This window comes from Marinococcus halotolerans DSM 16375, assembly GCF_000420725.1.
In the GTDB taxonomy this organism is placed as follows: Bacteria; Bacillota; Bacilli; order Bacillales; family Marinococcaceae; genus Marinococcus; species Marinococcus halotolerans.
Map to the genome: position 1 here is coordinate 219,218 of NZ_ATVM01000003.1, position 13,970 is coordinate 233,187.

Genomic DNA, 13,970 nt, shown 5'->3' on the forward strand with positions numbered 1-13,970 from the left:
AGTGGAACGTTTGTTTTGTTCCGCACTTCGATGAGCGTATTAATTCGCAAGCAGAACAATGCGGACACGAAAAAGAATCATCAATGCAACTTTCGCAACAACCGAAAGTGAACAATCAGATAGCAAGAGGAGGTGACATGTATGAACACTGCAATCATCTCCATTTTGCTTGTTATCGGTGCATTGATAGTTGGTTTGATTGGATATTTTGTCCGAAAAGCGATTGCCGAAGCGAAATTCAAAAGCGCCGAGCACGAAGCCGGCCAGATTGTGAAAGAAGCTGAGCGGCAGGCAGAGACAATCTTAAAAGAATCGCGGTTGGAAGCTAAAGACGAAGCACATCAAATTCGGGCAGAAGCAGAGAATACTCTGAATGAACGAAGAAATGAAGTTCAAAAACAAGAAAACCGCTTGATGCAGAAGGAAGAGAGCCTTGACCGTAAGAGTGAGACGTTGGACAAAAAGGAAGAATCCTTGGAGCGCAGAGAGGAGTCTCTCTACGAAAAACAACAACAGGTTGAGGAAAATAACAGCAAAGTGGAGGAGATTCTCGCCAGACAACAGGAGGAACTTGAACGTGTTTCCGGCATGTCGCGGGAGGATGCAAGAGAGCTGATCCGCCGCGAAACCGAACAGGAAATGGAACACGAAACGGCGCTTCTGATCAAAGAACGCACAGAAGAGGCCAAACAAGAAGCCAACAAAAAAGCGAAGAATATTTTATCCCTGGCCCTGCAGCGCTGCGCTGCCGACCATGTCGCCGAAACGACGGTGTCTGTGGTGAACCTGCCAAACGATGAAATGAAAGGGCGGATCATCGGGCGCGAAGGACGTAACATCCGGGCGCTTGAAACGTTAACCGGTATTGATCTTATCATTGATGATACCCCGGAAGCCGTTATTCTCTCCGGCTTCGATCCGATCCGCCGCGAGGTGGCGCGCATTGCGCTTGAACGCCTCGTGCAGGACGGCCGCATTCATCCGGCACGTATCGAGGAAATGGTCGAAAAAGCACGCCGGGAAGTGGATGAGTTCATCCGCGAATACGGCGAAGAAGCAACGTTTGAAATGGGCATCCACGGGCTGCATCCGGATCTTATGAAGATTCTCGGACGCCTTCACTTCCGGACAAGCTACGGCCAGAACGTGCTGAAGCACTCCATGGAAGTGGCGCATTTGACCGCGCTGATGGCTGCCGAACTCGGGGAAGACGAACAGCTGGCCCGCCGCGCCGGCCTGCTTCACGACCTCGGGAAGGCCATCGACCATGAAGTCGAAGGAAGCCACGTGGAAATCGGCGTCGAGCTTGGCAAGAAATACAAAGAGCACGAGGTCGTCATCAACAGTATCGCTTCTCACCACGGGGATACCGAAGCAACCTCCGTGATCGCTTCCCTTGTCGCTGCCGCAGACGCGCTGTCCGCGGCACGGCCGGGAGCACGAAGAGAAACGCTTGAAACGTACATCCGCCGGCTGGAACGGCTTGAAGAAATTTCGGAATCCTTTAAAGGGGTCGAAAAAACCTTTGCCATTCAGGCCGGACGCGAGGTGCGGATTATGGTGAAGCCGGACGTGGTGGACGATCAGCTGGCACCGCAGCTGGCAAGAGACATCACAAAACGGATTGAAAGTGAATTGGATTATCCGGGCCATATCCGCGTAACGGTGATACGGGAGACCCGGGCAGTAGATTATGCAAAATAAAGCGGTGAACGCCACCGCTTTATTTTTTTATGCTTATACGCAAGAGGAAAGGAAGTCACAGACATGAAATTTTTATTTATCGGCGACATCGTCGGCTCCCCGGGACGAAACATGGTCGAGGAGTACCTGCCGCGCCTGAAGCGCAAATACCAGCCGACGGTCACGATCATGAACGGCGAAAACGCCGCCCACGGTAAAGGCATCACCGAAAAGATTTACAAGCAGCTGCTCCAGGCGGGAGCGCAGGTAATTACGATGGGCAACCATACGTGGGACAACAAAAATATTTTCGAATTCATTGACGACGCCAAAATGATGATCCGCCCGGCCAACTACCCGGCAGGCGTGCCCGGCGAAGGGATTAAATACCTGCGCATCAACGACCAGGAGGTGGCAGTCATTAACCTGATCGGGCGGACGTTTATGGGCAATCCGAACGACGATCCGTTCCAGAAGGCCGATGAGCTGGTCACGGAGGCGTCGGCACGCACGAACTTTATTTTCGTGGACTTTCATGCGGAAACGACGAGCGAAAAACAGGCGATGGGCTGGTTTTTAAGCGGCCGGGTGAGCGCCGTTGTCGGGACCCACACCCACGTGCAGACAGCCGACGACCGGATCCTCGACGGCGGGACCGCCTTTTTGTGCGACGCGGGCATGACCGGCCCGAGCGACGGTATTCTCGGTATGGAGCGCGAAGCCATCATACGAAAGTTTCAGACGAATCTGCCTACCAAGTTTGAAGTGGCCGAGGGGCGGGAACAGTTAAATGGAGTCGTTGTGAAAGCGGATCCGAAAACCGGAAAAGCGACGACGATTGAACGCATCCGCATTGACGAAGCCCACCCATTTTTCGAATAAAAAAGAATATTGAGCAAAAAGCAGGAATATGCCCCTTCTTTCATGAATTATGCCTAATACAATGGCGTTACCATTGATCCTACGCAGGGAGGTACTAGAAATGGAAGTATTAAAAGTATCCGCTAAATCCACTCCAAATTCTGTCGCAGGTGCCTTAGCCGGAGTTATTCGTGAAAAAGGAGCCGCAGAAATCCAGGCGATCGGGGCCGGCGCGATCAATCAGTCCATCAAGGCGATAGCCATTGCCAGGGGATTTGTGGCGCCAAGCGGCATCGACCTGGTCTGCATTCCCGCTTTTACCGATATTGAAATTGACGGCGAAGAACGAACGGCGATAAAATTGATTATTGAGCCGAGATAAACGTCTTCCGTCGCATCCGGCGGCGCCCAGGCGCTGCCGGCAATTCTATACATATCACCAGCCGGTGGTACTTTGAGACGTCCATGCGGCGTCTTTTTGTATGCCGGCAGACGATTGAGAGGAGTATACCAATGAAACAACTGATTCAAACGCTAAAACGCATCGACCGGAAGGGCTACAAAGCCTACAACGATATTAAAGGCACGCACGAGTTTTCGGATTTTCAGCTGCATATGGACCACGTGCAGGCCGACCCGTTCGCAAGCCCGTCCCGTGCGCGGGTGACGCTTTCGAGAAAGACGCTTGAGCTTGGCCCGGAGGTCGAGCAAAGCGATGCGCGCCGCGTGGCGGCCATCGACTTTTTCGCGCTCGCCGTGCAGCAGGAGCTGAATAAGCAGAAGGGCAAGCCCGGCATTATTATCGACGGCCCTGGCCAGGAAATGATCGACCGGACGGCGGTGAAGCTGTCGAAGGATCATCTTGAGGTCCGGCTGTCGATCCACCTGCCGGCGAGAGGCCGTACGATCCAGGGCCAGGAGGCCATTGACCGGCTCACCAAACAGCTGCCCGAGGCGATTCAGCACGCCGTGCAGCAGTACTCCAGGCAGAAGCTGACGGCCCAGCTTGAGCTTGCCGACCAGCAGCAGGCCGTGCGCCGCTACCTGCAGGACAACGGCTGCATTGCGTTTGTGGCCAACGGCTCGGTGCTCCCGCGCGCAAGCGGCGTCAGCAACCGCCCGATGAGCGGCAAAGAGGTAATTTCATTTCAGTCGCCGAAGGAGCGCGAAGTAACGATTGAGCTTCCGCACGGCGGGCCGATTACCGGCATGGCGGTGCCAAAGGGCGTGACGATCATTGTCGGCGGCGGCTACCACGGCAAAAGCACGCTGCTTGAAGCCATTGAGCGCGGCGTATACAACCACCGCGCCGGCGACGGCCGTGAATTCGTGATTGCCGATCCGAGCGCCGTGAAGGTGCGCGCCGAAGACGGCCGTTCGGTCACCGGGGTCAACATCAGTCCGTTCATTGCGAATCTTCCGGCCGACAAGGACACCTCCTTTTTCACGACCGAAAACGCGAGCGGCAGCACGTCGCAGGCGGCGAACATTATGGAGGGCCTCGAGGCGGGCGCCGGAACGCTGTTGATCGATGAGGACACGAGTGCGACCAACTTTATGATCCGCGACGCCCGCATGCAGGCGCTAGTCGCCAAGCGCAAGGAGCCGATCACGCCGTTTATTGATAAAGTGCGCGCCCTCTATGACGACGAAGGCATTTCCACCATTCTCGTCGTCGGCGGAGCAGGAGATTATTTTGACGTGGCGGATTATGTTATCATGCTTGAAGAGTACGTTCCGTATGACGTGACCGGAGAAGCGCGCCGGATTGCCGGCGAGCACCCGACCAACCGGGCAAAGGAAGCCGGGGAAGCGTTCGGGGCCTTAACGGGCCGGCGCATTGCGGTTCACCGCTTTGACGCCCGTAAAGGCAAAAAAGAAAAGGTGAGCGGCAAGGGCCGCGACACGGTGATGTACGGAACGGAAACGATCGACCTGAGCGCGGTCGAGCAGCTGATTACCGGCAGCCAGACGAACGCGATTGCCGAGGCGATCCGGCATGCGAGCAGGCAGTTACAGCAGCCGGCGCCGCTTCCGGAGGTGCTCGACTACATCGAGCAGACGATCGACAAGCAGTCGCTTGACGGCCTGTCGCCGTTTAAAAACCAGCATCCGGGTGATTTTGCGCGCCCGCGCCGGTTTGAAATCGCAGCGGCCATCAACCGCTACCGTCCGCTCCGCGTCGAACGGTGATTTGAGTTTTGCCGGTTTTCGGCTTATAATATGAAGCGACGATAAAAATCACGGGCGGCATGTCCGCCCGTACCTATAGAGAAGGGAGAGACCACCGTGACTGATAAAAAGCAAACGGATACGTCTGAACAAACGACTCCGGCGGTCGATCCGGCATACGAAAAATACTTTGATTTTTCCAAAGCCGAAGTGGAAAGCAACGAAGACGGCAAACAATACATGAAAATCGGGGGCCGGTCGATCGTCATCAACGACCAGCCCGACCATAAAGCAGGGCGCAAGCGGACAAAGCAGGACGCGTCGGTGCACTACGACTTTGACATACCCGAGGACATGCGCGGCATCGGCTACGGCAAAAAGTACCTGATCCGCACGTACGGCTGCCAGATGAACTACCACGATACCGAAAATATGGCCGGCATCCTCGAGGAGATGGGCTTTGCCGAAACGAAGGACACCGAAGAGGCGGACCTCATCTTTTTGAACACGTGCGCGATCCGCGAAAATGCGGAAAACAAAGTGTTCGGTGAGATCGGCCACTTGAAGGCGCTCAAGCGCGAAAAGCCGGAGCTGATGCTCGGCGTATGCGGCTGTATGTCGCAGGAGGAAAACGTCGTAAACCGCATCATGCAGAAGCACCACCACATCGACATGATTTTCGGCACGCACAACATCCACCGCCTGCCGGAGCTTCTCCGCGATGCCATCCAGGGCAAGGAAATGGTGATCGAGGTCTGGTCGAAGGAAGGCGACGTCATCGAAAACATGCCGAAAAAACGCGCCGGCGGCACGCAGGCGTGGGTCAATATCATGTACGGCTGCGACAAGTTCTGTACGTACTGCATCGTGCCGTATACGCGCGGCAAGGAGCGGAGCCGCCTGCCGGAGGACATTATCGCCGAGGTGCGCGAGATTGCGCGCCAGGGCTACAAGGAAATCACGCTCCTCGGGCAGAACGTCAACGCCTACGGCAAGGACCTCGGGCTCGACTACGGGCTCGGCGAGCTCATGAACGAGCTGCATAAAATCGACATTCCGCGCATCCGTTTTACTACAAGCCATCCGCGCGACTTTGACGACTACCTGATTGAGGTGCTCGCGCAGGGCGGCAACCTCGTCGAGCATATCCACCTGCCGGTGCAGTCCGGCAACAGCGACATGCTCAAGCTGATGGGGCGCAAATACACGCGCGAGGAATACGTCGAGCTCGCCCGTAAAATCAAGACAGCGATCCCGCACGCGTCGTTTACGACCGACATCATCGTCGGCTTCCCGAACGAAACGGAGGAGCAGTTTGAAGACACCATGTCCCTGATGCGCGAGATGGACTACGACAGCGCGTTCACCTATATCTACTCCCCGCGCGAGCATACGCCGGCGGCGAAGATGGAGGACAACGTGCCGATGGACGTGAAAAAAGAGCGGCTCGCCCGCCTGAATGCGCTCATGGGCGATATTTCGAACCGCCGCAACAAAGAGCTCGAGGGCCAGGTGCTTGAGGTGCTCGTCGAAGGCGAAAGCCGCAAAAACGCCGACGTGCTCTCCGGACGCACGCGCACGAACAAGCTCGTGAACTTCCGGGCGTCAAAAGACGTCATCGGCGAAGTGATCTACGTCCAGATTGACGAAGCCAAAACGTGGTCGCTCGACGGCCATGTTGTGGAATTCGCGGAGGTGTAAGCAAGATGGCCTACACGAAAGAAGAAGTGATGCAGGAAGCCGGGCGCCTCGCCGAACGGCTGAAGGAAACCGAGGAAGTGGACTTTTTCATCCGCGCCGAAACGCAGATTAACGACAACGTGCGGATCCAGAACCTGATCCAGGAAATCAAAGACAAGCAGAAGCAGGCGGTCAACTTCCAGCACTACGAAAAAACGGAAGCCAAGCGCCAGGTGGAAGCACAGATCAACGACCTGCACGAAGAGATCGAAAACATTCCGATCGTCGGGCAGTTCCGCCAGAGCCAGACCGAGGTCAACTACATTCTGCAGCTGATCAGTGACCAGATCACGGCTTCGATCTGGGAGAATGAAGACGACACCGGCAGCTCATAAAAAAGAACCGCTTTCCGTATAACGGGAGGCGGTTTTCTGCTTTTCGGGCTATTATAAATTTCACATACTGTAATTTAGTTTCTCTTTAAACAGTGATATAATATGAGGGACTACCGCAGAACGCTTCCCGTTAGAGAAGCAGACGGAACGATGTACAATAAAAACGCAGTGAAACAAACATAACGGAGGCTTTTTGATGCCAGAGACAGATACACCGATGATGAAGCAGTATAAGGACATTAAAGCGGCCTATACGGACGCCTTTTTGTTTTACCGGCTCGGCGACTTTTACGAAATGTTCTTTGATGATGCGGAGCTTGCCGCCCGCGAGCTCGAAATTACGCTCACCAAACGCGGCCAGAAAAACGAAAATGATATCCCGATGTGCGGGGTGCCGTATCACTCCGCCGAAGGGTATATTGCAACATTAATCGAAAAAGGGTACAAAATTGCAATCTGCGAGCAGGTGGAGGACCCGGCCAAGGCGAAGGGGGTCGTGAAGCGCGAGGTGGTGCGCATGATCACCCCGGGGACGATCATGGAAGGGCGCGCCCTTGATGAGACGGAAAATAACTTTCTCGTGGCGATGGTGCCGAACGGAACGGAAACGGCGTTTGTCAAAGCGGACCTCACGACCGGGGAGACGGCTGCGGCGCTTCTGTCCGATGACGTCGGCGAATGGCAGCGTGAAATGACGACTGCGCACCCGAAGGAAATCGTCGTGCCCGAGGAGCAGGAGGGCGTCATGGCCGACATCTACCGCGGCATGATTTCGACCGGCTCGGTGCCGGAGCTGAAGCCGGAATGGGAGGAGCTCACCCGCGCCCTTGAGAGCGGCACGCTCCGGGACGGGGCGGCGCTTCTTTTGAGCTACGTGGAGCGCACCCAGCAGCGCTCGCTCGGCCACCTGCAGCCGTTTACGGTGTATGAGCCGAACCGGACGATGCAGCTCGACATGCATTCGCGGCGCAACCTGGAGCTGACGGAGACGATGATGGGCAAAACGAAGGACGGCTCGCTTCTCGGCGTGCTCGATCGTACCGTCACTGCGATGGGCTGCCGCAAGCTGCGGCGCTGGATCGAGGAGCCGCTCCTTTCCCGCCCGGCGATCGAAGAGCGCTACGGCATGGTGGCCTCGTTTGCGGAAAACTTCTTTGCCCGCGAGGATCTGCGTGAGCATCTGCGCGACGTGTACGACATTGAACGGCTCGCCGGCAAAGCCGTCTACGGCAACATTAACGCCCGTGAGCTCGTGCAGCTGCGGCGGACGCTGCAGGCGGTGCCGGCGATTGCCGACCTGCTCGGGGGCATGAACAATGCGGCCATTAACGAGCGCCTCGTGGATGTGTCTGCCTTTCAGGAGCTTGAGGAGCTGCTCGACCGGAGCCTGGTGGATGACCCGCCGTTTGGCGTCCAGGAGGGCGGCATGTTCCGCTCCGGCTTTCATGAGGAGCTCGACCAGTACCGCGAAGCGGGCCAGAACGGCAAGCAGTGGATCGCGGAGCTTGAACAGAAGGAGCGGGCCGAAACCGGCATCAAGTCGCTCAAGGTCGGCTACAACCGGGTGTTCGGCTACTATATTGAAATTACACGGGCGAACACGCACCTGATTCCGGACGGCCGCTACGAGCGCAAGCAGACGCTCACCAACGCCGAGCGCTACATCACCCCGGAGCTGAAGGAAAAAGAGGACCTGATTCTCGGCTCGGCGGACCGCGCCGTTCATCTCGAGTACGAGCTGTTTCTCGACCTGCGCGAACGCGTCGCGGGCTACGTGCGTCCGCTTCAGGAGCTCGCGGACCTGCTGAGCGAGATGGATGTGCTCCAGAACTTCGCCCATGTGAGCGAGCGGCTCGGCTACGTGCGCCCGTCCTTCAGCACGGACAAAACGCTTGCTGTCCGCGGCGGCCGTCATCCGGTGGTGGAGACGATGCTCACCGCCGGCGAATTTGTGGCAAACGACACCCATATGGACGAGCACGGGATGCTGTTGATTACGGGCCCGAACATGGCCGGGAAAAGCACGGTGATGCGCCAGGTGGCGCTGGTTGCGATCATGGCGCAGATTGGCTGCTTCGTGCCCGCCGAGGAGGCGGAGCTGCCGCTGTTTGACCGGATTTTCACCCGCATCGGGGCAGCCGACGACTTAACGAGCGGCCAGAGTACATTTATGGTGGAAATGAAGGAAACGCAGCAGGCGCTCCTGAATGCGAGCGCCGACAGCCTGATTCTGCTTGACGAAATCGGGCGCGGCACGTCCACGTACGACGGCATGGCGCTCGCGCAGGCGATCATGGAATACATTCATGCCAATATCGGGGCCAAAACGCTTTTCTCCACGCACTACCACGAGCTGACCGTGATGGAGGACCATCTGCCGGCGCTTCGGAACGTGCACGTGCGGGCGGTGGAGGAGGACGGGGAAATCATCTTCCTGCACAGGGTGGAGCCGGGCAAGGCCGACCGCAGCTACGGCATTTACGTGGCCAAGCTCGCCGGGCTGCCGCCACAGGTGATTGAGCGCTCCGAGACGATTCTGAAAAGCTTTGAGCAGCAGAAAACTGCTGCCTACGCAGCACCTGAGGAAGCCGCACCGGAAACGACGGTCCGGGAGACGGAGGAGCCCGAACAGCTCGCGCTCTTTTCGATCGATGACGGCAGCGCCCGGGCCAAAGAAATCATGAGCGAGCTGAAGCGGACCGACGTGCTCCGCATGAGCCCGATGGATGCGATTGAAAAGCTGTACCAGCTCCAGCAGTACGCGAACCAGGAGGAGGAATAAGCGGTGACGTATGTAAAAAAACTCCCGGACGGCCTCGCCAACAAAATTGCGGCCGGGGAAGTTGTGGAACGCCCCGCCTCGGTCGTGAAGGAGCTCGTGGAAAACGCGATTGATGCCGGCGCTGCAACCATTCAGGTGGACGTCGAGGAGGGCGGTCTGTCGCTCATCCGGGTGACCGACAACGGCCGCGGCATGGACCAGGAGGACGCGGAGCTTGCCTTTGAGCGCCACGCCACCAGCAAGCTGTCCCGGGAAAAGGACCTGTTTCAGATTGAGACGCTCGGCTTCCGGGGCGAAGCGCTCCCGAGCATTGCGGCTGTCTCGAACGTTTCGATGGAGACCGGGGACGGACGCGAGGCCGGGGTGCTGATCCGCTACCAGGGCGGCAAACGCATCGCCTGCACGCCGTCCAAAAGCCGGCAGGGCACCCAGGTGGAGGTACGCGACCTGTTTTTTAACACGCCCGCCCGGCTTAAATACGTGCGCACGATAAACACCGAGGTGGCAAACGTTGCGGACGTGATGAACCGGCAGGCGCTCGCGCATCCGGACGTGAGCTTCCGGCTGTATCATCACGGCAAGCAGCTGCTTCTCACAAACGGAAACGGTGGCCTGCAGCCGGTGCTCGCAGCCATTTACGGCCGCCAGACGGCGCGCGACATGCTTTATGTGGAGGCGGAGACCGACGACTACCGGGTGAGCGGCTGGATCGCAAAGCCCGAGACGTACCGCGCCTCGCGCCAGTACATGTCGACGTTTGTGAACCACCGCTACATCCGGCACTACCCGCTCACAAAAGCAATCGAAGCGGGCTACCATACGCTCCTTCCGATCGGCAAGCACCCGATCGCAGCGCTGCACATTGAAATGAACGTCGGGCTGATTGACGTAAACGTCCACCCGTCCAAGCTCGACGTACGCGTGAGCAAGGAGGAGGAGCTGCTGCAGCTCGTCGAACAGGCAGTGCGGGAGCGGCTCCAGCAGGAGCGCCTCATTCCGGCCGGCGACCAGAAGCGGGCCAAATCAGCGCCCGCTTCCGAGCAGATGAACCTCACCTTTGCCGAGCCTGCACCAACACCGGCGGCAGAACCGCCTGCCCCAAGCGAGCCGGAACCGTCCCCAACCTCGCACGCCTCTGCCCATGAGGCGTCGTTCAGCGACGACGCCCCGGCCGAGGAGCCGGAGGCGGAAACGGTGTTTGAACATGCGGAATCGTGGCCCGAGGAACAGAAGGCGCCGCAGCCGGAGCCCGAAGCCCCGGCGACGGAGACTACCGGCCCGGAGCTGCCGGAGCTGCGCCCGATCGGCCAGTTTCACGGCACGTATATTCTCGCGGAAAACGAGGACGCGCTCTACATGATCGACCAGCACGCCGCGCAGGAACGCATTTTTTACGAATACTTCCGTGTGAAAATCGGCGACGTGGACAAGGACGTGCAGCAGCTGCTCGTGCCGATTCTGCTCGAAGTGACCAAGGAGGAAGAGATCCTCATCAACGACCGCCAGAGCGACTTTGAAAACATCGGAATTTTCCTCGAGCCGTTCGGCGGCCAGACGTTCCGGGTGCACGCACATCCGACCTGGTTTCCGGCCGGCGACGAAGAAAGCGTCATCCGCGAATGCATCGAAGAAGTGAAAAACAACAAACGCATCAGCGTGCATGAGCTCCGCGAGGAAGCGGCGATTCTGATGTCGTGCAAGGCGGCGATCAAGGCGAACCGCTATCTGACGAAGGATGAAATCCAGGCGCTCGTCGACCGGCTGCGCACGTGCGAAAGTCCGTATACGTGCCCGCACGGCCGCCCGATCATCATTCACTTTTCCGACTACGACATGGAAAAAATGTTCAAGCGCATCATGTAGCTGCATAGAAGGGGAGAACGCCGTGATTATTACCACCGCTAAAAAGCCGGACCCGGATTTGCGCGCGGAAGCCGGGGCAAAGGCGCGGGCGTGGAACGCGCCGTACGTGCCGCGAGAGAAGCGGTCAATCCAGCGCTGGCAGCGGGAAACAGGGGAGGACATCTACATTGTGGCCACGGGCGGCGATACGTACCATCCGGCGGCTGCAGCCGCCGATCCGCTCACGTTTCACCCGTCGATGGCGTGGCTGCGCGGCATGCAGGTGCACCGCGGGGGAAGCGATCCGCTGCTGGAGGCGGCAGACGTGCAGGAGGGCGATACGGTGTTCGATGCGACGCTCGGCTTCGGCGCCGACAGCATCATGCTTGCCCTCGGTGCGGGAGCGACCGGAACGGTGCTCGGCATCGAAAAGCAGCCGATCGTGGCTTCGCTCGTCCGCAAAGGACTCCGGCTTCCGGGAGACTATCCCGGCTGGTTTACGGACGCGATGCAGCGGATCACGGTCGTCCAGGGCGACAGCTTCCGCCTGCTTCGCATGCTGCCCGACAGCTGCATGGATGTCGTGTACCTGGACCCGATGTTTGCCGAAGCGGTGTACACAAGCCCGGCGATTGACCGGCTCCGTCCGGTGGCGGCGACCGACCTGCTTTCTGACATGTGGATCGGGGAGGCGCTGCGGGTGGCCCGGCGCCGGATTGTCGTCAAGGACCATGCGGACAGCCCGCATTTTAAGCAGTATCAGTTAACCCCTGCCGGGCGGCGGAGCGCCGCGGTCCGGTACGGATGGAAGGAGGCATACACGTGAAGCAACCGGTACTCGCCGTCGTCGGTCCGACGGCGGTCGGCAAAACGCGGCTCGGCATTGAACTGGCCCATAAATACAACGGCGAAATCATCAGCGGCGATTCGATGCAGGTGTATGAAGGCCTCACCATCGGCACGGCCAAGCCCACGCTCGAAGAACGCCGCGAGGCCCCGCACCACCTTGTGGACATGCTGTCTCCGGACACGCCGTATTCGGCGGCGGACTTTAAGGCAAAGGCCGAGCCGATCATCGAGCGGCTGCACGGGGAAGGCAAGCTTCCGATCATCGTCGGCGGCACCGGCATGTACATCCGGGCGCTTCTGCACGACTATTCGTTTTATGACGCGAAAAAGCAGGAGAGCGTGCGCGAGAAGTGGGAGCTGTACGCGCGTCAGTACGGAAGCGAGGCGCTGCACGCGAACCTTGCTCGCCGGGACCCGGAGCGGGCGGCCGTGATTCATCCGAACAACGTGCGCAAGGTCGTGCGGGCACTCGAAATTCTTGAAACAGCGGAAGAAGGTCCAACTTTATCCAAAAAAATGCAAAAAAAGCATTCGCCCTACGCCTCATTCATGATAGGATTAACAATGAACCGTCCGTATTTGTATGAGCGGATCGAGCGCCGGGTCGACCGCATGATGGAAGGCGGCCTCGAGCACGAAGCGCGCTGGCTGTACGAACGCTTCGGCGAGGAAGTACAGGCCGCCCAGGCGATCGGCTACAAGGAATGGTTCCCGTATTTCCGCGGGGACGCGGACACCGACTGGGTCGCCGAGCGGATGAAGCGCAATTCCAGGAGATACGCCAAGCGGCAGCTCACCTGGTTCCGCAACAAAGAGGACGCACACTGGTATGATATTACCGATCGCTCCCGGCCGTTTGCCGACGAAGCGTTTGCTTCGATTCTGCGGCAGTTCGAGCGCGAGCATCGCTAATACATAAATCACTTACTAAGCCCGCAGTGGAAGGAGATTCAATCATGAAACAATCAGTCAATATCCAGGATCAGTTTTTGAACGTCGTACGCAAGGAAAAAATTCAGGTGACCGTCTTTCTGACGAACGGCTTTCAGCTGCGCGGCCTGATCAAAGCCTTTGACAACTTCACCGTCGTCCTCGACAGCGACGGCAAGCAGCAGCTCGTCTACAAGCACGCCATCAGCACCTTCGTCCCGCAGCGGACCGTCTCCCTGCAGACGGAAAGCGAGAGCGAGGAATAAAAAAAGAGCTCTCCCCTGAAAGGAAGCTCCCGAGACCGCCCGTTCCTGTGAAAACAGGGAGGGCGGTTTTTTATTTAGTTTGAGGAATGTTAATTATTGAATAATTGAAGTAGTGTTTTTAAATAATTAAGAAAAGAGTGCTGAATATGGAGACAAGAATACATATAGTTGACGCAGAAAAGAGAGCGTAAAATATTTTGTGTAAACGATCGATCGCAAAAAAAGGAAGTCCTTTTCTAGTAGAATGAAGTTACCGACCACATCCATAGAAAAGAGGACTTCCCTATGAATGATTTTACTACAGATATTGCTCAAGCTCTAGTCCAACATCAGGACGTGAACGAGATCTTTCGATCTCACCTGGAACACGCCGTCAACCAGCTGCTTCAAACCGAATTAACGTCCTTTCTGGATTACGACAAATACGATGCCTCCGGCATTGGTTCTGGCAATTCCCGCAACGGCACGTACGAACGCACGCTGAAAACCGAATTTGGAGAGCTGTCGCTG

12 protein-coding genes are annotated in these 13,970 nt (G+C 57.7%); all 12 read left to right on the forward strand.

The window, feature by feature from the left end; translation table 11 throughout:
• Positions 1–141: 141 nt before the first annotated feature.
• Positions 142–1,704 carry a ribonuclease Y gene (gene rny, locus G548_RS0103855; RefSeq protein ID WP_022792831.1) on the forward strand — a complete coding sequence of 521 codons (1,563 nt, stop codon included), beginning with the start codon at positions 142–144 and terminating at the stop codon, positions 1,702–1,704.
• A 63-nt stretch (positions 1,705–1,767) separates the two neighbouring features.
• Positions 1,768–2,565: a TIGR00282 family metallophosphoesterase gene (locus tag G548_RS0103860; protein WP_022792832.1), complete on the forward strand. Its 798-nt coding sequence runs from the start codon at positions 1,768–1,770 to the stop codon at positions 2,563–2,565.
• A 100-nt stretch (positions 2,566–2,665) separates the two neighbouring features.
• Positions 2,666–2,926: a stage V sporulation protein S gene (locus tag G548_RS0103865; RefSeq protein WP_022792833.1), complete on the forward strand. Its 261-nt coding sequence runs from the start codon at positions 2,666–2,668 to the stop codon at positions 2,924–2,926.
• A 131-nt stretch (positions 2,927–3,057) separates the two neighbouring features.
• The gene (locus G548_RS0103870; RefSeq protein WP_022792834.1) at positions 3,058–4,737 is read left to right on the forward strand and encodes an ABC-ATPase domain-containing protein; all 1,680 of its coding nucleotides are present in this window, start codon (positions 3,058–3,060) and stop codon (positions 4,735–4,737) included.
• A 96-nt stretch (positions 4,738–4,833) separates the two neighbouring features.
• Positions 4,834–6,417, forward strand: coding sequence for a tRNA (N6-isopentenyl adenosine(37)-C2)-methylthiotransferase MiaB (gene miaB / locus G548_RS0103875; RefSeq protein WP_022792835.1), 1,584 nt, complete (start codon positions 4,834–4,836; stop codon positions 6,415–6,417).
• A gap of 5 nt (positions 6,418–6,422) precedes the next feature.
• A complete protein-coding gene (locus G548_RS17300; RefSeq protein WP_022792836.1) occupies positions 6,423–6,791 on the forward strand; it encodes a YlbF/YmcA family competence regulator in 369 nt (122 codons plus the stop codon).
• Between the two features lie 196 nt (positions 6,792–6,987).
• Positions 6,988–9,573, forward strand: coding sequence for a DNA mismatch repair protein MutS (gene mutS / locus G548_RS0103885; RefSeq protein ID WP_022792837.1), 2,586 nt, complete (start codon positions 6,988–6,990; stop codon positions 9,571–9,573).
• Between the two features lie 3 nt (positions 9,574–9,576).
• A complete protein-coding gene (gene mutL, locus G548_RS0103890) occupies positions 9,577–11,436 on the forward strand; it encodes a DNA mismatch repair endonuclease MutL (RefSeq protein ID WP_022792838.1) in 1,860 nt (619 codons plus the stop codon).
• 256 nt (positions 11,437–11,692) lie between these two features.
• Positions 11,693–12,241 (forward strand): class I SAM-dependent methyltransferase, encoded by a 549-nt coding sequence (locus G548_RS17305; RefSeq protein ID WP_245558586.1) that lies wholly within the window; start codon positions 11,693–11,695, stop codon positions 12,239–12,241.
• The gene (miaA, locus tag G548_RS0103900) at positions 12,238–13,176 is read left to right on the forward strand and encodes a tRNA (adenosine(37)-N6)-dimethylallyltransferase MiaA (RefSeq protein WP_022792840.1); all 939 of its coding nucleotides are present in this window, start codon (positions 12,238–12,240) and stop codon (positions 13,174–13,176) included. Before G548_RS17305 ends, miaA begins: the two co-directional genes overlap by 4 nt.
• 44 nt (positions 13,177–13,220) lie before the next feature.
• Complete coding sequence (gene hfq / locus G548_RS0103905) at positions 13,221–13,460, forward strand: RNA chaperone Hfq (RefSeq protein ID WP_022792841.1); 240 nt, start codon at positions 13,221–13,223, stop codon at positions 13,458–13,460.
• A 285-nt stretch (positions 13,461–13,745) separates the two neighbouring features.
• On the forward strand, positions 13,746–13,970 hold a 225-nt coding region (locus G548_RS0103910; protein WP_022792842.1), incomplete at its 3' end, for a transposase.